A 21,483-nucleotide genomic window follows, 5' to 3' on the forward strand; every position below is an offset into this window, starting at 1 on the left:
CCAGCTCGCCCGGGCCCCCGCGCCCACGCCCCCCCCCCGCCGCCCCCCCCCCGCGGGCGCCACGGCCCGTCGCCCACACGGCCTCGGCGGCGGCCTTGTCGATGCGGCCGCCGAGCGCCGAGAGCGCGGCTCGGGTCTCGGCGTCGTAGACCGAAAGCCGGCCACCGCGGTGGAAATTATGCTGCCCTGCCGGTGGCCCATCGGCAGCGTCGATCCGGTAGAGCGCAACCAGAAAGCCGGCCAGCGAACGGGCGAACTCGGTAAGATCGGCAATCAGTCCACCAGCCGCCGGTCTGCCGCCAAGCCAGCGATAGACGGACCAAGGCCATGGATAGCCTTCCCCGGGCGCGCCTTTGGCCAGCGGCACGGGTATCGGCAGAGGCAGGTGAGGCGCCAGGCGGGGCAGCCAGCGATGCTCCTTCTCGACCTGGGCGACATAGGCGGCAGCGCTCGGCAGCCGCACCGACATGCTGTCGCCCAGCCGGTACGTGCGGTTGTCCCAGCCGCCAGGCTCGACCGTCTCTACCGGCAGGTCCGCCCATTTGGGGAACTGCGCGGCAATCAGCCGGCGAACAAGTGCGGCATCTATCGGCATGCCTGGCGTTCGTTCATCGGGCGGCATCGAGCTTGCTCCGGTCTTCTGAATAGCCGGCGGTCCATCTTTTTGTCATCGCACTCTTGCGGCGCCAGTGATTCCCTTGCCGGCAAATTCTCTAAGCCTTGCGTTCCCAGCGCCGGTCAGGCGTTTGCTGCCAGTAGGTCACGGTGTGGCCGGCCTCCTTCATTGTCTTCCAATGCGTGCGTGCCGCCTCTAGCTGGGCTGCATCGTGGCCGTCGAACAGGAACACGGCGCGCTGGTAGCCGCCAAGCTCCGGCGGCACCGCCCCATCGACCAGGAAGCGTATCTGCGCCTGGTTCGGATTGTCGGGGCCGACGGTCAGAACCACCGGCTGCTCGGCGGGATGGGCTTCGCGATCCGTCGCGTGGGCCAGGAACGAATCGTCCCGGAAAGTCCACAGATGCTGGTCCAGCGCGTCGCGCCGTTCCTCGGTGCCGGTCTGCACCACGGCGCGCCAACCGCGATCGACACTGCGCTCCAGGAGGCCGGGCAGCGCATCCTCCAGCGTCGATTCGGTCAGGTGATAAAACAGAATCTCGGCCATGCGTTCAGTCTACATTGTCGGAGTCCCGCCCCAGCCGCTCATTGCTCGTAATGATCGCGCACCAGCCGGTCGAGCAGCCTGACGCCGAAGCCGGAAGCCCATGACTGGTTGATCTCGTTGGAAGGCGCGCCCATCGCGGTGCCGGCGATGTCGAGATGCGCCCAGGGCGTGTCCTTGACGAAGCGCTGCAGGAACTGCGCGGCGATGATGGCGCCGCCATGGCGGCCGCCGATGTTCTTCATGTCAGCATTCTTGGAATCGATCAGCTTGTCGTATTCGGCGCCGAGCGGCATGCGCCACACCCGCTCCTGCGTCGCCTGTCCGGCCGCCGTCAGCCGGTCCGCCAACTCGTCATTGTTGGAGAACAGGCCGGCATAATACTGGCCGAGCGCGACCATGATGGCGCCGGTCAGCGTCGCCAGATTGATCATGAATTTCGGCTGGAAGCGGTCGTTGCAGTACCAGAGCGCATCGGCCAGCACCAGGCGGCCCTCGGCGTCGGTATTGAGCACTTCGATAGTCTGGCCCGACATCGAGGTGACAATGTCGCCCGGTCGCTGAGCGTGGCCGTCGACGGCGTTTTCAACCAGCCCGACAATGCCGACGACATTGACCTTCGCCTTGCGCGCGGCCAGCGCGTGCATCAGCCCGGTGACGGCAGCAGCGCCGCCCATGTCGCCCTTCATGTCCTCCATGCCCGACGCCGGCTTGATCGAATTGCCGCCGGTGTCGAAGGTGACACCCTTGCCGACGAAGGCGACCGGGCTTTCCTTGGCCTTGCCGCCGTCCCACCGCATGACCGCGATGCGGGCGCCACGCGGCGAACCCTGCGCTACGCCCAGCAGCGAACCCATGCCGAGCTTCTTCATCTCCTTCTCGGCCAGGATCTCGACCGTGACGCCGAGCGCCTCCAGTTCGGCGATGCGGGCGGCGAATTCCACCGGTCCCAAAACATTGGCCGGTTCATTGACCAAATCGCGCGCCAGCAAGACGCCGTCGATCACCGCCGCTTCATCGGCGAAGGCCTTCTTTGCAGCTGCCGGATCGGCGGTGTGAATAGTCACCTTGACCGGCTTTTTTGGCTCGCGCTTGTCGTCACCATTGTTCTTTTTGGTCTTGTACTTGTCGAAGGAATAGCTGCGCAGCAGGATGCCCGCTGCAAGCTGAACGGCTTGCCTGCCGCTGACGGCCGCACCGGGAAGATCGAGCACGACGGCCACTTCGGTTGCCTTGCGAAAGGACGCGGCAATCGTGCCGCCAAGCTTCAGCCAGGCGTAATCATCGAGATTGGAGCCCTTGCCGGCACCGACCGCCACGAGCCGCTCGAGCGATGTCCCTTCCGGTGCCAGCACTTCGACCAGGCTGGCGAATTTGCCGGTGAAGTCGGCGACCGGAAAAGCCCGCTCGAGGGTCTTTGCCGGATCGCAAGCCCTGGCGGCATCGCTGAGGCCGCCCTCGTCGGCCACCAGAACGAAAACGCTTCCTTTTTTGGGCGCGGCGAATTTGGCAAAGGCGATCGAGGGTCTCGAATTCATCATGTCCTGCTTTCGGGGAAGTGAGTTGGATTATTGCGAGAAACGTTCGTCAGTGAGCGGCGGGTTGAAACAGCTCGATGACATTGCCCGATGGGTCTTCGAGCAGCGTCTGGGAACCGCCGACGCCCGTTATGATATCGTTGCGAAAGACAAGTCCAGCACTCTTGAGGCGCGCAACCTCTTCTTTCAGGTCCGGCACCACCAACAGGATGCGATTCCAACCTCCCGGCACCGGCTGCCGGCCATCCGGCATCGCCCGTGCACCCGAACTGCCGGGTCCGCTTAGAAGGAGCCGTAAAGCGCCGCGTGTGACGGAAGCAAAAGCCGGTCGCGCGTCCTGTTCAACAGCGAAGCCCAGATGTCCACAGTAGAAGTCGATCGAGGCGGCGACATCATCGACCATGTAGCGAATGCTGACTGGCGTCATGATCATTGACCTTTCGGTTCGAGCACGCTCAACAAGGCGTGTCTATTGCGGGCGGAACAATCGGCATAGTCCGGCTCATCATCGCTGCTTGACAATCCGCGCCGCTATCGCCCTGGCCTGAATGCGGGCGTTGGCGAAACAACCGCGAATGCTCGGCCGCATGCCGGTAAACCACAGACCGGGCAATTTCGGATCGGCATCGCCGCCGTTGAAAAGCGGAACGCCCTTGCCGTCGAGAACGCCGAGCTTGCCGAACATCTGGTCCAGACCGGTGCGATAGCCGGTCGCCGCAATGACGATATCGGGCGTGATCAACCTGCCGTCATTCAATACGATGCCGTCTGGGGTAAATTCCCGCAATGGTGGCACCACCACGATCGTGCCTGCCTTTATGGCGCGAACCGCGCCGTCATCGGCTGCGATCGCGGTGTAGTCGGCGCTCAGACGGCTCGCACCGCCTATGGGAGCCGGCGGAAGCCCAAATTTCGTCAGGTCGCCGAAAACCAGGCGCTGGGTTGTCGCCATCACCGCATCGGCCAGCCGCACCGGCAAGCTCGCCATCAACGGTGAAAGCCTGTGGACGGCGACCTTGCCGATGCGTTTCGGCAGCAGCGACGGGCCGTTGCGGGCCGACAGCCAGATGCTTTGGGCATCTGCATTCGCAAGATGGTTGAGTGCGTCGAACCCCGAATTGCCGGCTCCGACGACCAGCACCTTTTTGCCGACGTAGTCCTTCGCCTCGCCAAAATCGGCCGAATGGATAATCCGGCCTGCAAAATCCTTCATGCCTTTCCACGCGGGAATAAACGGCTGCCGGTCGCGCCCGGTGGCGACGACGACATGGCGCGCCAGACGACGTCCGGAGTTCGTCCGCACGGTCCAGTGATCGCCGTCGAACGTGATCTCTTCAACGGCAACGCCGAATGCGACCGGCAGACCATGCGCCTGGCTGAAATCGTTCAGATGGCGAATGACGGCCGATTTATGCGGAAAAGCCGGGGTGCCTGCGGGATAGCCGATGCCGGGCAGCGTCGAGAGATCGCGATGCGTATTGAGGTGCAGCCGCTGGTGCCGCCGATGCCAGGGTTCGGCAAGCCGGCTCTCCTTTTCCAGGACGAGCGTCGGTACGCCGGCCTTCATCAAGGCGTGGGCGGCGGCAAGGCCGGCCGCGCCGGCCCCGACCACGATCGCGCCGTCAAAGACGGTTTCCCGACCGGTTTGACTGCGCAATTTTTCCGCTTCCATGCTGGGGCTCAACAGATCCTGACCCGTCTTATCACGCCGCGGCGGTCGCGACCGGCGCGACATTTGGTCGTTTTGCCGCATTTGACAAGACTTTGGCCGAAATCGCTCCCATATGCGATATCGAACCATCCACGATTCGTCGCGGCACGGCCCCGCTTCCCGCCGCAACCTGTTGTTAACCAACAATGTTCGCTCTTTCTTATCCATTGCCGCTGACACTCCGGCCCAGCGGATTTTGCGATCCGGGACTGAACCCGGATCGAACCGCCAAACTGAGCCAGTTGTGCAGCCGGCGCCGGACGACTACCTTGTTCCAAGGCATGATGCCGTTCGAAATCGCCGAGAAAAGCCTTCATGAAGGTCGTTGAACGCTACATCATGCGCCGTGCTTTCGCGGTATTCGCGCTGGCGCTCGTCTGGACGCTGGCGATCGTCTGGACGACTCAGGTGCTCGCCCGCATCGACCTCGTCACCGATAGCGGTCAGTCGGCCCTCACCTTCTTCGAAGTCGCAGCGCTGATCATCCCGACGATCGTTCCGATCGTCGTGCCGTTCGCCCTGGTGGTCGCGGTCGCCCAGATCCTCAGCGTGATGAATTCGGATTCGGAGCTGGCCGTCATCAATGCCGCCGGCGCTTCACGCTGGACCATCGTCAGGCCGATCATGCTTCTGGCACTTGCAGCCAGCGTTTTTTCCTTCGCCGTCGACAATGGCGTCGACCCTTACGCACGCCAGAAGAACCGCGAGTTGATTGCGTCGTCGCGTGCCGATCTGTTGTCGTTGATCATCCAGGAAGGCACCTTCCGCAAGATCGATGACGGCCTGTTCCTGCAGGTTGGCGAACGGCTTCCCGACAACCGTCTCGGCGGCATCTTCGTCGCCGATTCGCGCGAAGAAGGCGTCAATCTCATCTACTACGCCAAGACCGGCAGCATCATCGAACGCGGCGACGAGAAGGTGCTGATGATGAATGACGGCGTCATCCATCGCAAAACCATGACCGGCGACCTCTCGGTGATCCGGTTCACCTCTTACGCCTTCGACTTGTCCGCTTTCATGTCGGCATCATCTGACATCCTGCTTTTGCCGAAGGACCGGACGACCCAGTATCTGCTCAATCCCAGTCCGAACGACAAGATGTACCAGCAAAAGCCGAACAGGTACCTGGCCGAGCTCAACCAGCGTTTTTCCGAGTGGTCCTATTCGCTCGTCTTCGCGCTGATCGCGCTCGCCGTCGCCGGAGACGCACGCTCGCATCGCGAGGCACGTGTGCACCCGCTGATCACGGCAATCGCGATCGCACTGTTCGTGCGCTGGCTCGGGTTCTTTGCCGCCGGCAAGGCCGACAAGGTGCCGCAATATGCCTATATGGTCTACGGCGTCCCGATCGTGGCATCGGCGATCGCCATCTGGTTCATCGTGTCCAACCGGACCATGGAACTGCCGGTTGCCTGGGCCGATTGGATAACCAATCTTGCCGGCCGCTTCAGTGACGGCTGGGGCGCCATCAAGCTCCGTTTTGCCAGGCGTGGCGCATCCGGACAGGGGGCCGGCTGATGGGCTGGACTCTGGGTCGGTACTTCTTCTTTCGCTATGTGACGATCACCATCTGGTTCTTCATCGGCCTCTTGGCGCTGGTGTTCCTGATCGATTTCACCGAGCTTTCCGGCCGCACGACCGGCGTGCCGGGCTTCACCTACGCAACTGCGTTCGCCATTTCGGGGCTCAGGATGCCGATGATCATGCTGCAGACGGTGCCGTTCGTCGGCCTGTTCTCGGCGATGGCGACGTTGGTGTCGCTCAACCGCAAATATGAACTGGTCATTGCCCGTTCCGCCGGGGTTTCCGCATGGCAATTCCTGCTGCCGTGCTGCATCGGGGCGCTGCTGTTTGGAGCCTTGTCGGTCGGCGTCATCAATCCGGTAGCCGCGCACGCCTATTCCTGGTCCGAGGAGATCGAGACCCAGCTCCGTTCGGGCAAGTCGAACAGCGTCTCGGCCGATGCTGCGCCCTGGATCAGGCAGAAAACCAACGCCGGCGACACCATCATCGGCGCGCGCGCCATTCTCAATCAAGGCCTGGAGATGGCCGACGCGGTCTTCTTCAGCTTCAGCCCGCAAGGCGACATCATCGAGCGCAAGGATGCGGCGCGCGCCTTTTTGCGGGACGGCTACTGGGAACTGCAGGACGTCAAGGTGTTCCGGGACGGTACCATCCAGTCGTTACCCAGCGATCGGCTGCCGACCAATCTCAAGCCGGAATTCGTGCAAGAGCGGTTGGCGCGCCCTGAGACCATTCCCTTCTACGATCTGCCCGGCAAGATCGAAGTGGCCCGCTCCTTCGGCCTCAAGGCAAATGCCTTCGCCATGCAGTTCAATTCCCTGATTGCGCTGCCCTTCCTGCTTGTCGCGATGACGCTGATTGCGGCAACGGTATCAATGCGATTTGCGAGGATGGGGCAGTCGGCAACGATGATTCTGGGTGGCATCGTGGCCGGGTTTCTGCTTTATGTCGTTTCGGTGCTGGTCAAGGCATTCGGCGTAGCGGGATTCGTACCCACGGCCGTAGCGGCTTGGGTCCCGGTTGTCGTGGCTATGTTCTTCGGGGTGACATTCCTGCTATACAAGGAAGACGGCTAGTGAGGGAGGCGGTTTTGCGCAGCCATAGGCACGCCGGTTTGGCACGCCTCTCTGCGGCGAGCGCCTTGGCATGCCTGCTTGCCAGCGCCGCCCCGGTTGCTCCGGCTTTTGCCCAGGACGTCAGTGAGCTGGCAACGAAGGTTCCGAGCGGCACGCAGATGCTGCTGGCAGCCGATACGCTGGTCTACGACAACGACAAGCAGACCGTGACGGCCGTCGGCGGCGTCCAGATCGACTACGGCGGCAACCGTCTCGTCGCCCAGCGGGTCGAATACAACCGCAACACCAAACGCCTCGTCGCCAGCGGCAATGTCGAACTCGTCAATAGCGACGGCACCAAAATCTATTCGCAGCATGCCGACATCACTGACGATTTCGCCGACGGCTTCGTCAACGCGCTGCGGGTCGAGACCATAGACAAGGCGTATTTCGCCGCCGAAAGCGCGGAGCGCATGGGCGGCGTGCTGACGACGTTCCACAATGGCGTCTACACCGCCTGCGAGCCGTGCGAGGACAAGCCCGACAAAGCGCCGACCTGGCGTATCAAGGCCAGGAAGATCATCTGGAACGGCGAGAAGAAGACGGTTCGCTTCGAGAACTCGAATTTCGAGTTCTTCGGCTTTCCGCTGGCCTATCTGCCGGCTTTCGAGATCGCCGACCCAACGGTCAAGCGCAAGAGCGGCTTCCTAATCCCCGGCGTCGCCTACAAGAGCGATCTCGGCGTCGGTGTCAAAGTCCCTTATTATTTCGCGCTCTCGCCGACCTACGATCTCACTGTCACTGGCAGCGGCTATACCAAGCAAGGTTTCCTCGGTGAGGCCGAGTGGAGGCAGCGCTTCAACAACGGTCAGTACAGCCTGAAGATTGCGGGCATCCGGCAGGAGAATCCCGACGCCTTCATCGACGACAATGGCCACAACGTGAATTCGGGTACCGAAGGCGACCCGAACAGGTTCCGCGGCATGATGGGCACCCAGGGCCAGTTCGCCATCAACCCGCGCTGGGACTTCGGCTGGGACATCCTGCTGCAGAGCGACAAGAATTTCGCGCGCACCTACGACATCGATGGCTTCAACGATAGCGTGCACCGCTCCGAGGTGTACCTGACGGGGCTCAACGATCGCAATTACTTCGACGTGCGCGCCATGCACTTCGAGGTTCAGGAAGACACGCTCGCCAGCGATCCGACTGCACGCGCCGCCAAGCAGCCCTGGGTGCTGCCCTCGCTCGACTACGCCTATATCCCCGACATGCCGGTGGCCGGCGGGCAGCTGTCGTTCGACGTCAACGCGCGGGTCATTGACCGCGACAGGCTCGATACGGCTCTTGCAAATTCGGGCATCCCTTCGTCCGTCAACAACGTCCGCGGCATCGACGGTCAATCCGGCCGCCTTACCGCGGAAGCCGAATGGAAGCGCACCTTCACCACCGATGGCGGGCTTCTGCTGACACCGCTCCTGGCGCTGCGCGGCGACGCCGGCTACGTCAACGCCTCCTCGGCCTCGCTCGACGCCATCAACCAGATGGCGACCAATCTCGGCGTCGAGGACGATATGCGTTCATCGCTTGCCCGCTACATGGCGACCGCCGGCCTTGAGATGCGCTGGCCGGTGCTGTTTTCGATGACCAGTTCCAGCCATGTCTTCGAACCGATGGCGCAGGTATTCATGCGTCCGAACGAGCAATATGTCGGCGGGCTGGCGGTCCCCAACGAGGACGCCCAGAGCTTCGTCTTCGACGCCACGACGCTGTTCGAGCGCGACAAATTCTCGGGCTATGACCGCATGGAAGGCGGCACACGCGCCAATGTCGGGCTGCGCTATTCCGGCGCATATGACAATGGCTGGGGCACCAATGCGGTGTTCGGCCAATCCTACCAGCTCGGCGGCCAGAACTCGTTCGGCACGCCGGACCTGGTCAATGTCGGCGCCTATTCGGGTCTTGAAACTGCAACCTCCGACTATGTCGGCCTTGTCGGCTTCAACAGCCCCAGCGGGTTTTCCGGCTCGGTCAGCGGCCGTTTCGACGAGCAAAGCTTCGAGATCCGCCGCGCTGAGGTAAAGGCCGCCTTTTCAGGCCTGCCGGTATCGCTGAGCGCCAAATACGCCTTCATCCAGGCGCAGCCGCTCTATGGCTTCTCGACCGATCGCCATGAGGTTACGCTCGGCGCCTCGACACATCTTGCCGAGAATTGGCGCGTCTTTGGCACCGGCACATATGATCTGGAGCAGAGCGTTCTGGTCAAGGACGGGGTCGGCTTTGCCTATAGTGATTCGTGCTTTACCTATTTGATGACGTTTTCGGAAAGACGTGACCTGAACACCAAGGAAGTATCGCAGAACGTCGGCTTCAACCTGTCGTTCCGCACGCTCGGCGATTTCGGCTCGTCGCAACGCTCCATCGACACCATTCAATAACGGGCAGCGGTCGGCAACGGGGCGGCTGGCGGACGACATTGTTTCGCCGCATAGAGCAGGCACGAATTTTGACGGCCTGAACTGGGATAGGTTCGGCTGAATCGGGATGGAATTGGGATGCTTTCGATGAGGAAATACCTCTTTTCGGCAGGGTTCGCGCTGCTGGTGGCGTTCTCGACCACCGCGGTGACGCGGCCAGTTTTCGCCACCGAGATCAAATACGTCGTCAACAATATACCGATCACCACCGGCGACATCCAGCATCGGGCCGCTTTCCTGCGCCTGCAGCACAGAAAGGGCGATGCCGGCCAGGAAATGATCGACCAGACGCTGCGTCTGGCCGAAGCCCGGCGGCTCGGCATCCGCATCAGCGACGCGCAGGTCGATGCCGCTTATCAGCGTTTCGCCACCAGCAACAAGATGCCGCTCAAGCAGCTTGACGGCGCGATGGCGCAATCCGGCGTCACCAAGGAGCATTTCAAGGAGTTTATCCGGGCACAGATGGCCTGGAACCAGGCGCTGACCGCGCGTTCCCGTTCCGGAGACGGTGGCGGCGCAATGAGCGAGCAGGACCTCGTCAAGCGCATGCTCGAAAAAGGCGGCAGCAAACCGAGCGCCACAGAGTACATGCTGCAGCAGGTCATCTTCGTGGTGCCGGCCGCCGAGCGAACCGCGACGCTGGCCAAGCGCAAACGCGAAGCCGATGCCATGCGCGCCCGCTTCAACGGCTGCAACACCACCCGCGAATTCGCCAAGGGCCTGATCGATGTCACCGTTCGCGATCTCGGCCGGGTGCTGGCGCCCCAATTGCCGGCGGACTGGGCCGAGCAGATAAAGGCTACAAAGGTCGGCGGCGCCACCACGACGCGCGAAACCGACCGCGGTGTCGAATTCATCGGCATCTGCTCGTCGCGCGAAGTGTCAGACGACAAAGCCGCGCAGATGGTGTTCCAGAGTGAAGGTTCGAACGACAAGAACGCCGACGAACTCTCGAAGAAATATGTCGAGGAGTTGCGGAAGAAAGCCCGCATAATCGAGCGCTGAAGTCGAAGCGCCGTGGCTGACGCAGAGCTTCCGCTGGCGTTGAGCGTCGGCGATCCGTCCGGCGTGGGGCCGGACATCGCCATCGCTGCTTGGCAGGCCCGCGATAGCGCTGGCGTTCCGTCTTTTTATCTCCTTGCCGATCCGGCACTGATTGCCGCGCGGGCGCACAGGCTCGGCACCGATATCGCGATTGCCGAGACGACGCCGGCGTTAGCGCCGGGGGTGTTTTCGCGCGCGCTGCCGGTGGTGGCGCTTGCTGCCCGTTTCGTCGACAGTCCCGGCCGCCCGGATCCAGCCAACGCCGCCGGCATCATCGAGGCGATCGACCGCGCCGTTGCCGACTGCCTGGCTGGCCGCGCTGCCGCGGTCGTCACCTGCCCCATCGCCAAGAAGCCGCTCTACGACGCCGGCTTTCGCTTTCCCGGCCACACCGAATATCTGGCGCATCTGGCATCGCTTCACACCGGCACCGAAGTGACGCCTGTGATGCTGCTTGCCGGACCGGACCTGCGCACCGTGCCGGTCACCATCCACATCGCGCTGGCCGAGGTGCCGAAAGAGCTGACGACGGACCTTATCGTCGCCACCGGCCGCATCACCGCCGCCGACCTTGCGAACCGCTTCGGAATTGCCAAGCCGCGGCTCGCCGTTGCCGGCCTCAACCCGCATGCCGGCGAAGGCGGCACCATGGGCACCGAAGACGAGCGGATCGTGCGCCCGGCAGTCGACCGGCTGAGGCAGGAAGGGATCGACGCCTTCGGGCCATTGCCGGCCGACACGCTGTTTCATGCTCGCGCCCGCGCCGGCTACGACGTGGCGCTCTGTATGTATCACGACCAGGCGCTGATCCCGGCCAAGGCGCTGGCGTTTGACGAGGCGGTCAACGTCACGCTCGGCCTGCCCTTCGTCCGCACCTCGCCCGACCACGGCACCGCCTTCGACATCGCCGGCAAGGGCATCGCCCGTGCCGGCAGCCTGATTGCAGCGCTGAAACTCGCTCGCGTTCTTGCCGATACCGGGAAAAGGCCGTAGGCCCTGAGCCCAATCAGCCAAATTCGATGGCCTTAACCCGATGAGCCCGCCTGATGAGCCCAGCCCGATGAGCATAGACGGCCTGCCGCCACTGCGCGAGGTGATCGAGCGCCATGGGCTGCAGGCGAAAAAGGCGCTGGGCCAGAATTTTCTGCTCGACCTTAACCTGACAAGCAAGATTGCGCGAACCGCCGGCGACCTGAGCGACGTTACGGTTATCGAGGTCGGTCCCGGTCCGGGCGGGCTGACTCGTGCCCTGCTCCTCAACGGCGCCCGGCGGGTCGTCGCGATCGAGCGCGACGAGCGCTGCCTGGCGGCCTTGGCCGAGATCGCGAACCACTATCCGGGTCGGCTCGAGATCGTAGCCGGCGATGCGCTGAAAGCTGATTTTGCAGCGCTTGCAAAAGGAGTGCCGGGAAGCGGCGGGTCGGCGAAAATCGTTGCCAACCTGCCCTACAATATCGGCACCGAATTGCTGATCCGCTGGCTGACCGTCACCGAGTGGCCGCCGTTCTACACATCGATGACGCTGATGTTCCAGCGCGAGGTCGCCGAACGCATTGCAGCCAGCCCCGGCAGCGAGGCCTATGGTCGGCTCGGCGTGCTGGCCGGCTGGCGGACGGAGGCGAGGATTGCCTTCGACGTACCGCCGCAGGCGTTCACGCCGCCACCCAAGGTGACGTCCTCGGTGGTGCATCTTGTGCCGCGTGCCAACCCCTTGCCGGCAGAGGTGAAACGGCTCAGCCGCGTCACCGAAGCGGCATTCGGCCAGCGCCGGAAAATGCTGCGGCAGAGCGTGAAAAGCCTCGGCGGCGAGGCACTGCTCACCCGCGCCGGCATCGATCCGACCAGGCGTGCGGAGACGCTCAGCGTCGAGGAATTCGTTCGCCTGACCAACGCGGTGTGATGCCGGGAAGCGTCCGCGTGGAATTTCCGCTCTCATGGCATAGATAGCCGGACAAACCCTGCCCGGAGACAAACAGTGGCCGCCTATGTCATTTCCGACGTCACGATCCGTGACGCAGAGGCTATCGAAGCCTATCGCGCCAGCGCGGCTGCCTCCATCGCCCAGCATGGCGGGCGCTATCTGGTACGCGGCGGCGAGGTGGAAAGGTTGGAAGGCGACTGGTCTCCCGGGCCGCTGATCATCGTGGAATTCCCCGACATGGACACGGCGCGGCGTTGGTACCGCTCCGCCGAATATGCCGCGGCATTGGAACTGCGCGACGCCGCGCTCAGCCGCAATCTGATCCTGGTCGCGGGGACAGCGCCTTGATCAATCCGTCTTTTCGTCGAGCAGCCCCGAGACGAAATCGAACAGGCCCGGCCGGCGATCGCGTCTGAGCCGTTCGGCCGTGACGATGCCCCGCACCTCGGCGAAAGCGCGGTCGAGATCGTCGTTGACTATGACGAAATCATATTCCTTCCAGTGCTCGATCTCGTTGCGGGCGTTCTTGAGCCGCGTCTCGATCACCGCTTCCTGGTCCTCGGCGCGACGCTTCAGCCGCGCCTTCAATTCCTTCATCGATGGCGGCAGGATGAATATCGAGACGATGTCGGCGCGCATCTTCTCCTTGAGTTGCTGAGCGCCTTGCCAGTCGATGTCGAACAGCATGTCGCGGCCTTCGGCCAGCGCCTGTTCAGCCGGCTCGCGCGGCGTCGCGTAGCAATTGCCGTGCACCTCCGCCCATTCGAGCAGCGCATCGGAATCGCGCAGCCGCTCGAACTCGCGCATGGTACGGAAGTGGTAATGGACGCCCTCGATCTCGCTGCCGCGGCGTGGCCGCGTGGTGACCGAGACCGACAATTCCAGGCTGGAATCGCTCTCCAGCAGATTGCGCGCAATCGTCGACTTGCCGGCGCCTGACGGCGACGACAAGACCAGCATCAGCCCGCGGCGCCGAATGCGGGAACCCACATCCCTAGCGGTCATGGGGCTTGGCAGTCATGTGGCTTGGCATCGGGATCATTCCAGATTCTGGACCTGTTCGCGAAACTGGTCGACGACCGCCTTCAGTTCCAGCCCGATGGCGGTGACCGCGGCAGCATTCGACTTGGAACACAGCGTATTCGATTCGCGGTTGAATTCCTGTGCCAGGAAATCGAGCTTGCGGCCGATGGCGCCACCGCCGGCGAGCAGTGCCCGCCCCGACGCCACGTGTGTCTTCAGCCGGTCGATTTCCTCGCGTATGTCGGCCTTGGTGGCCAGGAACGCCGCTTCCATATGCAGCCGGCTGGCGTCCAGGTTGGCAGACGCGTCCATCAACAGGCGGATCTGCTCGGCGAGCCTTTCGCGGATCGTGGCCGGTTCGCGTGATGGATCGGCCTCGGCCCGCAGCGTCAGCGCCTCGATGGCATCGATATGGCCGGACAGCAGGGAACGAAGTGCCGCACCTTCGCCCTGGCGCGCCTGCTGCAGCCCGTTCAGTGCTGCTTCCAGCGCCGACAGTATTGCGGTATCGAGCGCACTGCGCGCCTCTTCGGTTTCGATGGTTTCGGGAATGTCGAGGACGCCGCGCAGCGCAAGCAGGCCGTCGGCCGCCGCAGGGGCTACTCCGAACTGCTCCTGCAGCCGCTTGGCCAAGCCCGCCAGATCCTTCAGGAAAGCCTCGTTGACCACGGGTTGCGCTTGAGCGCCGGCGGCGCGGCCAATGGTCAGCGTCATCTGGAAATTGCCGCGCGCAAAACGCTTTTGCACCGTCTGCCGGACGGCCGGCTCCAGCCGGTCGAAACCTTGCGGCAGCCGCAGCCTGACCTCGACGCTTTTGCCGTTGACGGACTTGGCTTCCCAGGCAATCGAAGTGCCGTCGTGTTCGGCGACACTGCGCGCAAAACCGGTCATGCTCTGCAAGTTCATGTAGCCGTGCGTCCCTTTGCCGAATGCCCCTCAAGCCGGAGCGATTTTCTCCGGACAGGATCATGTGAATTTCAATGCCATAGCAGCCCTTGCACATCCACCCGGACATGCACAGGGCCAACCTGATGGCGTCCGGCCCTACTGGGCGGCGGTGGCGCCCGCATCGTCAACGATGGCTCCCGCCGGCGTGTCGGCTCCGGTATTGGTTGCCCCGGCCTTGGCGGCGTCCTGCGCCTGCTTTTTCAGCAGTGCCCGGTAGCGAGCGACATTCTCGTTATGCTCATCGAGCGTCGAGGCAAAGACGTGCCCGCCGGTGCCGTCGGCGACGAAGTAGAGATCGCTGGTCTTCGACGGATTAGCGACTGCCTCCAGCGCCGCACGGCCGGGATTGGCGATCGGCGTCGGCGGTAAGCCGTTGATCAGATAGGTGTTGTAGGGCGTCGGCTTCTGGATGTCCGACTGATAGATCGGGCGGTCGATGGGTTTGCCCTTGCCGCCGAACAGGCCGTAGATGATGGTCGGGTCCGACTGCAGCCGCATACCCTTGGCCAGCCGGTTGAGGAAGACGGCGGCTACGCGCGAGCGTTCATCGCCCTTGCCGGTCTCCTTCTCGACGATAGAGGCTAGGGTGACAAAATCCTCAACGTTGGCGATCGGCAAATCCGGCGCTCGGCGCTGCCAGACCTCGTCGACCAGCTTCTTCTGGTCGGCCAGAAGCTTGTCGACCATCTGCTGGCGTGTTGCTCCGCGGGTGAAACGCAGCGTGTCGGTGGCGAGGCTGCCCTCAGGTGGAGTGGTCGACGGCATATCGCCGGTCAGCGCGTCCTGCTCGGCAATCCGTTGCAGCGCCTGCGCGACCGTCAGCCCCTCGGGGATAGTCAGCGAATACATCACCGACTTGCCGCTCTTCAGCAGTTCCATGATATCGTGCATCGACGCCTGCGGCTTGATCTCGTATTCGCCGGCCTTCAGGGCGGAATCATTGCCGAAGGCGCGCACGCCAAGGCGGAAAATGCGGGCGTCGCTGATCAGCCCTCGCCGCTCAAGCTGGTCGGCGATCTCCTGGACGCCGCTATTCGGCTTGACCAGGAAAGTGTCGCCATTGGCCGACGGGCCGGGCTCGTTGAACTCCTGCTTGCCGAAATACAGCGCAACGCCTGCCGCCAGCACCATCAGCATCACCGAAGAGATGACGAAGTTCATGAACACGACGAACTGGCTGCGCGAGGCACGCGAGCGCTTCGGCGGCGGCGTGCCGGCCTCGGGCCGCAACGCCTCGCTGGCCGTCTTCGGCACGATCGGGCCGGGCGTTGCTGCCCGTTGCCCGAATTCCCCGTTATCGGCCGGATTTGTGTTCATAGCGCCCTACCATTTGATCTTGCGACGAATCCCCTCGGGCAGAGTAGGGGCGAATATGGCAAAATTGACGGCAGACGGAAACCGGCAGAGCGGTCAGCCATTGTAGCGCTGGAAGACGAGCGAGGCGTTGGTGCCACCGAAGCCGAAGGAGTTGGACAGCGCCACGTCGATCTGCCGGGCCCGCGGCTTGTGCGGCACCAGGTCGATCGCCGTTTCGCGCTCCGGATTGTCAAGATTGATGGTCGGCGGCGCGATGTTGTCGCGAATGGCGAGGATCGAAAAGATCGCCTCGGCAGCGCCAGCCGCGCCCAGCAGGTGGCCAATCGACGATTTGGTCGACGACATCGATATCTTCGAGGCGGCGTTGCCGACCAGCCGCTCGACGGCGCCGAGTTCGATCGTATCGGCCATGGTCGAGGTGCCGTGCGCGTTGATGTAGTCGACATCGGCCGGCGTCAGCTTCGCCCGGTTCAGCGCCGCGGTCATGCAACGGAAAGCGCCGTCGCCGTCTTCGGCAGGCGCGGTGATGTGATAGGCGTCACCGGTCAGACCGTAGCCGGTGACCTCGGCATAGATCTTGGCGCCGCGGGCCTTGGCGTGTTCGAGCTCCTCGAGCACGACAACGCCGGCGCCCTCGCCCATGACGAAGCCGTCGCGATCGCGATCATAGGGGCGTGAGGCCGTTTGTGGCGCGTCGTTGCGCTCGGTGGAGAGCGCGCGGCAAGCGGCGAACCCGGCGATCGACAGTCTCGTCACCGGCGCTTCGGCGCCGCCTGCGACCATAACGTCGGCATCGCCCCAGATGATCAGCCGGGCGGCATCGCCGATGGCGTGCGCACCGGTCGAGCAAGCGGTGACGACGGCATGGTTGGGGCCTTTCAGCCCATGCCGGATCGAGACCTGACCGGAGACGAGGTTGATGATCTGGCCAGGGATGAAGAATGGGCTGATGCGGCGCGGACCGCGTTCCTTGAGGATCATCGCATTCTCGGCGATGCCTTCGATGCCGCCGATGCCCGAACCGATCAGCACGCCGGTGGCGCACTGTTCCTCATGCGTCTTCGGCTGCCAGCCGGAATCCTTGAGTGCCTCGTCGGCGGCCGCGATCCCGTACAGGATGAAGTCGCCGATCTTGCGCAGTTCCTTCGGCTCGAGAACGGCTTCAGGATTGAAAGTGCCATTGGAGCCGTCACCGCGCGGAATGACGTGGGCTACCTTGCAAGCAAGGTCTTCCACCTCGAATTCGGTGATGCGCTTGGCTGCGCTGCGGCCGGTCAGAAGCTCCTTCCAGCTGTGCTCGAAGCCCATGCCGAACGGCGAAAGCAGCCCAAGGCCCGTGACGACGACACGCCTCATCGCAGGTCCTCCCCGGTGATGACTGCAAATAGCGTCAGGCGGAGGCCTTGTCGATGTATTTCACCGCATCGCCAACAGTCAGGATGGTCTCGGCGGCGTCGTCCGGGATTTCGACACCGAACTCTTCTTCGAACGCCATGACAAGTTCGACCGTGTCGAGGCTGTCCGCGCCCAGATCATCGATGAAGCTCGCCTGCTCCGTCACCTTGTCGGCATCGACGCCAAGGTGCTCGATGACAATCTTCTTGACGCGCTCTGCGGTGTCACTCATTTGGGCATCCTCGTCTTTTGGTTGTCTGTCTTCGTTAGCGGGCAGAATGCCGCTAATCAAGCTGAAAGATGGTCCTGCCGGAAACGCAGCGGAACAGGACCGGTTTTTGCCCGAACCGCCGGGTTGCGGGCGGCATTACACGAAAAATCCCGTGCATCCAAGACGGAATGAAGCGTTTTCCCAAGTGTTAGATCATTGCCATGCCGCCATTCACATGAATGGTCTGGCCGGTGACGTAGGCTGCCTCGTTAGAAGCTAGGTAGGCGACGGCAGAGGCGACTTCGGCGCCCGTGCCCATGCGCCGGGTCGGGATCGCCGCCATGATCGCCTCTTTCTGCTTGTCGTTGAGCTTGGCGGTCATCGCCGATTCGATGAAGCCTGGGGCGACGCAGTTGACGGTGATATTGCGGGTAGCGATCTCCTGCGCCAGCGATTTGGAAAAGCCGATCATACCGGCTTTGGAGGCGCAGTAATTGGTCTGGCCGGGATTGCCGGTGACGCCGACCACCGAAGTGATGTTGATGATACGGCCATGGCGGCGGCGCATCATCGGATGGGTAAGCTCGCGGGTCAGCCGGAACACGGCGGTCAAGTTGACCTCGATCACGCTATCCCAGTCGGCGTCAGCCATGCGCACGAACAACCCGTCCTTGGTAATGCCGGCATTGTTGACGAGGATGTCGACGCCTTCGAGGTCGGCCTCCGCCTTCTGGCCGAGCGCCTTGACGTCGTCGCGGTTGGAAAGATTGGCCGGGAAAAGCTTGACCCGGTCGCCCAGTTCGGCGGCCAGCGCCTCCAGTTTCTCGATACGTGTGCCATGCAGGCCGACGATGGCGCCCTGGCCGTGCAGCACGCGGGCGATCGCCTCGCCGATACCTCCCGATGCGCCGGTGACGAGCGCCTTGCGGCCGGTCAATTCGAACATTCTTGCCTCCTGATCTGAGCGAACACCCTTCGCATGGAGCGGGGTCAAATCGCCAGTTGATTATGCAAGCGCCGCCAGCGCCGCCTCGACATCCGCCGCGGATCCGATGGCAGTGGTGGCAATATCGCGGTTGATGCGGCGGGCCAGCCCCGACAGCACCTTGCCGGCGCCCACTTCGTAAAGCGTCGCAACGCCGTTGCTGCCGAACCACTCCACCGTTTCGCGCCAGCGCACGCGCCCGATCACCTGTTCGACGAGTCGGCGGGCGATCTCGTCGGGATCGCTCGTCGGGGTCACCGTAACATTGGAGACCAGCGGCACGACCGGCGCACTCTTCGTCACGGCGGCCAGCGCCTCCCGCATGATCTCGGCCGCAGGCTTCATCAATGTCGAATGGAAGGGCGCCGAGACCTGCAGCATCAGCGCCCGCTTGGCGCCCTTCTCCGTGCATAGCCTCGCCGCCAGTTCGACCACTGGCCTGGCGCCGGAGATCACCAGCTGGCCGCCGCCATTGTCATTGGCGATCTGGCAAACCAAGGCTTGTGCGGGATCTTTGGCGGCGCCCTGGGCGGCCTCTGCGCAAGCGGCTTCGACGTCGGCCTGTTCCAGCCCGATGATCGCCGCCATGGCGCCCTCGCCGGCCGGCACAGCCGCCTGCATGGCGTTGCCGCGGATGCGCAACAGCCGGGCGGCGTCGGCGACCGAAACGAAACCTGCGGCCGCAAGTGCCGAATATTCGCCGAGCGAGTGGCCGGCGACATAGGTGACCTTGCCGTTCAGGGAGAAGCCGCGCGCCTCCAGCGCCCGGATTGCGGCAAGCGACACCGCCATCAGCGCCGGCTGGGCGTTGGCGGTCAGCGTCAGCGTCTCTTCCGGGCCTTCCCAGATCAGCTTCGATAAGTTTTCGCCGAGCGCGTCGTCGACTTCCTCGAAGATCCGCCGCGATTCCACAAAGGTATCGGCGAGGTCCTTGCCCATGCCGACAGCCTGGCTGCCCTGCCCCGGAAAGGTGAATGCGATGGCCATCGGCGGCTCCCAGCTGCTGGTTCACGTTGCCTGTGACGCAAGGCGTGCGGCCAAGTCAAGTCCAACCTTGATCGCGTAATATCGGCCGAGTGCCTGTTTCGGCAGGCTTTTTGGCGATCACTCATGATGAAAACCGCTCACGATTTGTTTGCTGGCTCTTCTTATTTCCGCCGCAGGCGCTAAGCTTTGCGTGACAGTTCGATGACAATCGAGTGACGCTTTTGTTGCGGGCCGGGGAACTATTGAAGTGGCAAAGACCAAGCAGAGCGCAGCCGAGGCGGCGCCCCAGTTTCTTGAAGGCGATCCGTCGACCGGCTATCTGCCGGCGCGCAAATGGCCTGTCATCCGCTATGGCCTTATCAGCTTGCTGGCTGCGGCCATCCTTGTGTTTGCCATCGAACTGATCGTGCGCGGCAACTTTGCCGGCACCATTGATTTCTTTCTGCAGCCTTTCAAACCCGGCTGGACCACGATCATCATTTTTGCGCTGATCCTCATCGGCCTCGACGCCGTGCTCGGCCGCAGTCACCAGAGCCTGATGATCGTCGCGCCGCTGACATTGTCGCTGGCGTTCGTCGGCCACCAGAAGTCGCTGTATCTCGGCGATCCGCTCTATCCGACCGATTTCCTCTATTCCCGGCAGATCGTGGCATTGATGCCGCTTCTGGTACGCGATCGCCCGGGAACCGCCATTGCCCTGGCGATCGGCATCGTCGGCGGGCTGTCGCTGCTCGTCTATGGCTGGCGGCTATGGCGCCGCCGCGTTCCGGCACTCAGCCACAAGGGCCGCCTTGCCCGGCTGACGCTGACGGTGCCGCTGATCGCCTTCTTCGTCTCCATCATGGACTATGCCACTTTCTCGTGGACACGCGACCGGCTGCAGATCATCCCGATCATGTGGGACCAGAAGGAAAACTATGCCTCGAACGGTTTTGCGCTCGCCTTCGCGCTGAACGTCCCGATGGCGCATGTCTCGGCGCCGCCCGGCTATTCCGGCAAGGCGATCGAAGCGATCGGCAAACCGCAGGTGACGGCTTCGGTACCCGCCGAGAAGCCCGACATCATCGTCGTCATGAGCGAATCCTTCTGGGATCCGACCAAGCTACCCGGCGTCACCATCACGCCCGACCCTATCCCCAATGTGCGGGCACTGCGCACGGGTTACATGTTCTCGCCCGAGTTCGGCGGCATGACGGCCAACATCGAGTTCGAGGCCCTGACCGGCTTTTCCAACGCCTTCCTGCCGGCGGGCAGCATTCCCTACCAGCAATATGTGCGGACACCGACTCCCTCGCTGGCGACCTTCCTGAAAAGTCAAGGCTACCGGGCGCGCGCTATCCATCCCGGCACTAACTGGTTCTGGAACCGGGGGGCCGTCTATGCCGATTTCGGCTTCAACGACTTCAAGTCCGAGGAGACGTTGCCGCCCATGCAGAAGCGCGGACCGCTCGCGTCGGACGCTGCGATGACCGACGAGATTATCCACGAAGCCGATACCAGCGCCGAGCCGGTCTTCTTTTTCGCCGTCAGCCTGCAGAACCACGGGCCGTATGAGCCGTATCGCTATAACAATCCGACCCACAAGGTGCAGGCGCCGATCAGCCAATGGGCGCGTGAATCGCTGTTGAGCTATGCCGAAGGCTCTTCCGACGCGGACCGCGGCCTCGAGCGGCTGATCGAATGGGCGAAGAAACGCGAGCGGCCGACCGTCATCGCGTTCTTCGGCGACCATCTGCCGCCGCTTGGGCCGGTCTACGTCGAGACCGGCTTCCTGAAGGACAATGTTGCGCCGCGCAAGGAGGCGGCCGACCAGATGCTGCTGCACCACCAGACGCCGCTGATCGTCTGGTCGAATCGCAGCGGCCCGGCCGAGGATCTGGGCGCCGTCAGCCCGTCCTTCCTGCCCTACCATATCCTGAAGACAGCCGGCATCAGCCATCCCTATTACACCGGCTTCCTCGGACAGTTGCGAGAGCGCTACCGCGTTATCGACCGCAATTTGCTTTTGGCACCGGGGGGCGACGCCACCCCCGATTGGTCGCGTCAGAAAGAGATCGATCCGGCAATCCGCGACTTCCGTCTGCTGCAATACGACATGATGTTCGGCAAGCGCCATGCGGCGCCCGATTTCTTCCCCGAAACCACAGGCAAAGTGGCTGCACACACGAGTTGAGCAGCGGCGGCGGG

At 63.3% G+C, this 21,483-nt stretch carries 20 protein-coding genes; 8 read left to right on the forward strand and 12 right to left on the reverse strand.

Features of this window, described 5'->3' with window-relative positions:
- The 5 genes from NKI67_RS24990 to NKI67_RS25010 form a co-directional block, all read right to left on the reverse strand.
- Nucleotides 1-622: phosphotransferase (locus NKI67_RS24990; protein WP_352647434.1), on the reverse strand; the 622-nt coding region annotated here is incomplete at its 3' end.
- A 91-nt stretch (nt 623-713) separates the two neighbouring features.
- Nucleotides 714-1,163 (reverse strand): DNA polymerase III subunit chi, encoded by a 450-nt coding sequence (locus tag NKI67_RS24995; RefSeq protein WP_023677690.1) that lies wholly within the window; start codon nt 1,161-1,163, stop codon nt 714-716.
- Between the two features lie 38 nt (nt 1,164-1,201).
- Nucleotides 1,202-2,698, reverse strand: a complete 1,497-nt coding sequence (locus NKI67_RS25000; protein ID WP_023677691.1) for a leucyl aminopeptidase — start codon at nt 2,696-2,698, stop codon at nt 1,202-1,204.
- Between the two features lie 49 nt (nt 2,699-2,747).
- Nucleotides 2,748-3,131, reverse strand: coding sequence for a VOC family protein (locus tag NKI67_RS25005; protein WP_031212013.1), 384 nt, complete (start codon nt 3,129-3,131; stop codon nt 2,748-2,750).
- Between the two features lie 72 nt (nt 3,132-3,203).
- On the reverse strand, nt 3,204-4,370 hold the full coding sequence (locus NKI67_RS25010) for a flavin-containing monooxygenase (RefSeq protein WP_023677693.1): 1,167 nt from the start codon (nt 4,368-4,370) through the stop codon (nt 3,204-3,206).
- Between the two features lie 354 nt (nt 4,371-4,724).
- Between NKI67_RS25010 and lptF the strand changes: the two genes are divergently transcribed.
- From lptF to NKI67_RS25045, 7 genes are all read left to right on the forward strand, one after another.
- On the forward strand, nt 4,725-5,927 hold the full coding sequence (lptF, locus tag NKI67_RS25015) for an LPS export ABC transporter permease LptF (RefSeq protein WP_023677694.1): 1,203 nt from the start codon (nt 4,725-4,727) through the stop codon (nt 5,925-5,927).
- On the forward strand, nt 5,924-7,009 hold the full coding sequence (lptG, locus tag NKI67_RS25020; protein WP_023677695.1) for an LPS export ABC transporter permease LptG: 1,086 nt from the start codon (nt 5,924-5,926) through the stop codon (nt 7,007-7,009). Before lptF ends, lptG begins: the two co-directional genes overlap by 4 nt.
- Nucleotides 7,009-9,426 (forward strand): LPS-assembly protein LptD, encoded by a 2,418-nt coding sequence (locus NKI67_RS25025; protein WP_023677696.1) that lies wholly within the window; start codon nt 7,009-7,011, stop codon nt 9,424-9,426. The genes lptG and NKI67_RS25025 overlap by 1 nt, the downstream gene beginning before the upstream one ends.
- A gap of 117 nt (nt 9,427-9,543) precedes the next feature.
- Nucleotides 9,544-10,470: a peptidylprolyl isomerase gene (locus tag NKI67_RS25030; RefSeq protein ID WP_023677697.1), complete on the forward strand. Its 927-nt coding sequence runs from the start codon at nt 9,544-9,546 to the stop codon at nt 10,468-10,470.
- A 12-nt stretch (nt 10,471-10,482) separates the two neighbouring features.
- Nucleotides 10,483-11,502, forward strand: a complete 1,020-nt coding sequence (pdxA, locus tag NKI67_RS25035; RefSeq protein ID WP_023677698.1) for a 4-hydroxythreonine-4-phosphate dehydrogenase PdxA — start codon at nt 10,483-10,485, stop codon at nt 11,500-11,502.
- A 67-nt stretch (nt 11,503-11,569) separates the two neighbouring features.
- Nucleotides 11,570-12,409 (forward strand): 16S rRNA (adenine(1518)-N(6)/adenine(1519)-N(6))-dimethyltransferase RsmA, encoded by an 840-nt coding sequence (gene rsmA / locus NKI67_RS25040; protein WP_023677699.1) that lies wholly within the window; start codon nt 11,570-11,572, stop codon nt 12,407-12,409.
- A gap of 75 nt (nt 12,410-12,484) precedes the next feature.
- The gene (locus NKI67_RS25045; RefSeq protein WP_023677700.1) at nt 12,485-12,778 is read left to right on the forward strand and encodes a DUF1330 domain-containing protein; all 294 of its coding nucleotides are present in this window, start codon (nt 12,485-12,487) and stop codon (nt 12,776-12,778) included.
- Here NKI67_RS25045 and gmk read toward each other — a convergent pair whose 3' ends face one another.
- The 7 genes from gmk to fabD all read right to left on the reverse strand — a co-directional run bounded on the left by gmk (nt 12,779) and on the right by fabD (nt 19,296).
- The gene (gene gmk / locus NKI67_RS25050) at nt 12,779-13,435 is read right to left on the reverse strand and encodes a guanylate kinase (protein ID WP_023677701.1); all 657 of its coding nucleotides are present in this window, start codon (nt 13,433-13,435) and stop codon (nt 12,779-12,781) included.
- 33 nt (nt 13,436-13,468) lie between these two features.
- Nucleotides 13,469-14,359, reverse strand: coding sequence for a YicC/YloC family endoribonuclease (locus NKI67_RS25055; RefSeq protein WP_023677702.1), 891 nt, complete (start codon nt 14,357-14,359; stop codon nt 13,469-13,471).
- Between the two features lie 138 nt (nt 14,360-14,497).
- On the reverse strand, nt 14,498-15,718 hold the full coding sequence (gene mltG, locus NKI67_RS25060) for an endolytic transglycosylase MltG (RefSeq protein ID WP_023677703.1): 1,221 nt from the start codon (nt 15,716-15,718) through the stop codon (nt 14,498-14,500).
- 93 nt (nt 15,719-15,811) lie between these two features.
- Nucleotides 15,812-17,074, reverse strand: coding sequence for a beta-ketoacyl-ACP synthase II (gene fabF / locus NKI67_RS25065; protein ID WP_023677704.1), 1,263 nt, complete (start codon nt 17,072-17,074; stop codon nt 15,812-15,814).
- A 34-nt stretch (nt 17,075-17,108) separates the two neighbouring features.
- Entirely contained in the window at nt 17,109-17,345 is a 237-nt protein-coding gene (locus tag NKI67_RS25070; protein WP_006203723.1) for an acyl carrier protein, read from the reverse strand.
- Between the two features lie 187 nt (nt 17,346-17,532).
- Nucleotides 17,533-18,270, reverse strand: coding sequence for a 3-oxoacyl-[acyl-carrier-protein] reductase (gene fabG / locus NKI67_RS25075; protein ID WP_023677705.1), 738 nt, complete (start codon nt 18,268-18,270; stop codon nt 17,533-17,535).
- 60 nt (nt 18,271-18,330) lie between these two features.
- On the reverse strand, nt 18,331-19,296 hold the full coding sequence (fabD, locus tag NKI67_RS25080; RefSeq protein ID WP_023677706.1) for an ACP S-malonyltransferase: 966 nt from the start codon (nt 19,294-19,296) through the stop codon (nt 18,331-18,333).
- Nucleotides 19,297-19,543: 247 nt separating this feature from the next.
- Between fabD and NKI67_RS25085 the strand changes: the two genes are divergently transcribed.
- A complete protein-coding gene (locus NKI67_RS25085; RefSeq protein WP_023677707.1) occupies nt 19,544-21,469 on the forward strand; it encodes an LTA synthase family protein in 1,926 nt (641 codons plus the stop codon).
- Nucleotides 21,470-21,483: the final 14 nt, after the last annotated feature.

It is taken from the genome of Mesorhizobium sp. M0408 (assembly GCF_040321495.1).
GTDB lineage: Bacteria > Pseudomonadota > Alphaproteobacteria > Rhizobiales > Rhizobiaceae > Mesorhizobium.

Excerpts from the sequence above, each read along its gene's own strand:
- rsmA (WP_023677699.1), top strand. The coding sequence starts at position 11,570 with ATGAGCATAGACGGCCTGCCGCCACTGCGCGAGGTGATCGAGCGCCAT.
- fabG (WP_023677705.1), bottom strand. The coding sequence starts at position 18,270 with ATGTTCGAATTGACCGGCCGCAAGGCGCTCGTCACCGGCGCATCGGGA.
- NKI67_RS25030 (WP_023677697.1), top strand. The coding sequence starts at position 9,544 with ATGCTTTCGATGAGGAAATACCTCTTTTCGGCAGGGTTCGCGCTGCTG.
- lptF (WP_023677694.1), top strand. The coding sequence starts at position 4,725 with ATGAAGGTCGTTGAACGCTACATCATGCGCCGTGCTTTCGCGGTATTC.
- NKI67_RS25005 (WP_031212013.1), bottom strand. The coding sequence starts at position 3,131 with ATGATCATGACGCCAGTCAGCATTCGCTACATGGTCGATGATGTCGCC.
- gmk (WP_023677701.1), bottom strand. The coding sequence starts at position 13,435 with ATGACCGCTAGGGATGTGGGTTCCCGCATTCGGCGCCGCGGGCTGATG.
- NKI67_RS24995 (WP_023677690.1), bottom strand. The coding sequence starts at position 1,163 with ATGGCCGAGATTCTGTTTTATCACCTGACCGAATCGACGCTGGAGGAT.
- NKI67_RS25070 (WP_006203723.1), bottom strand. The coding sequence starts at position 17,345 with ATGAGTGACACCGCAGAGCGCGTCAAGAAGATTGTCATCGAGCACCTT.
- NKI67_RS25055 (WP_023677702.1), bottom strand. The coding sequence starts at position 14,359 with ATGAACTTGCAGAGCATGACCGGTTTTGCGCGCAGTGTCGCCGAACAC.
- mltG (WP_023677703.1), bottom strand. The coding sequence starts at position 15,718 with ATGAACACAAATCCGGCCGATAACGGGGAATTCGGGCAACGGGCAGCA.
- NKI67_RS25010 (WP_023677693.1), bottom strand. The coding sequence starts at position 4,370 with ATGGAAGCGGAAAAATTGCGCAGTCAAACCGGTCGGGAAACCGTCTTT.
- fabF (WP_023677704.1), bottom strand. The coding sequence starts at position 17,074 with ATGAGGCGTGTCGTCGTCACGGGCCTTGGGCTGCTTTCGCCGTTCGGC.
- fabD (WP_023677706.1), bottom strand. The coding sequence starts at position 19,296 with ATGGCCATCGCATTCACCTTTCCGGGGCAGGGCAGCCAGGCTGTCGGC.
- NKI67_RS25000 (WP_023677691.1), bottom strand. The coding sequence starts at position 2,698 with ATGAATTCGAGACCCTCGATCGCCTTTGCCAAATTCGCCGCGCCCAAA.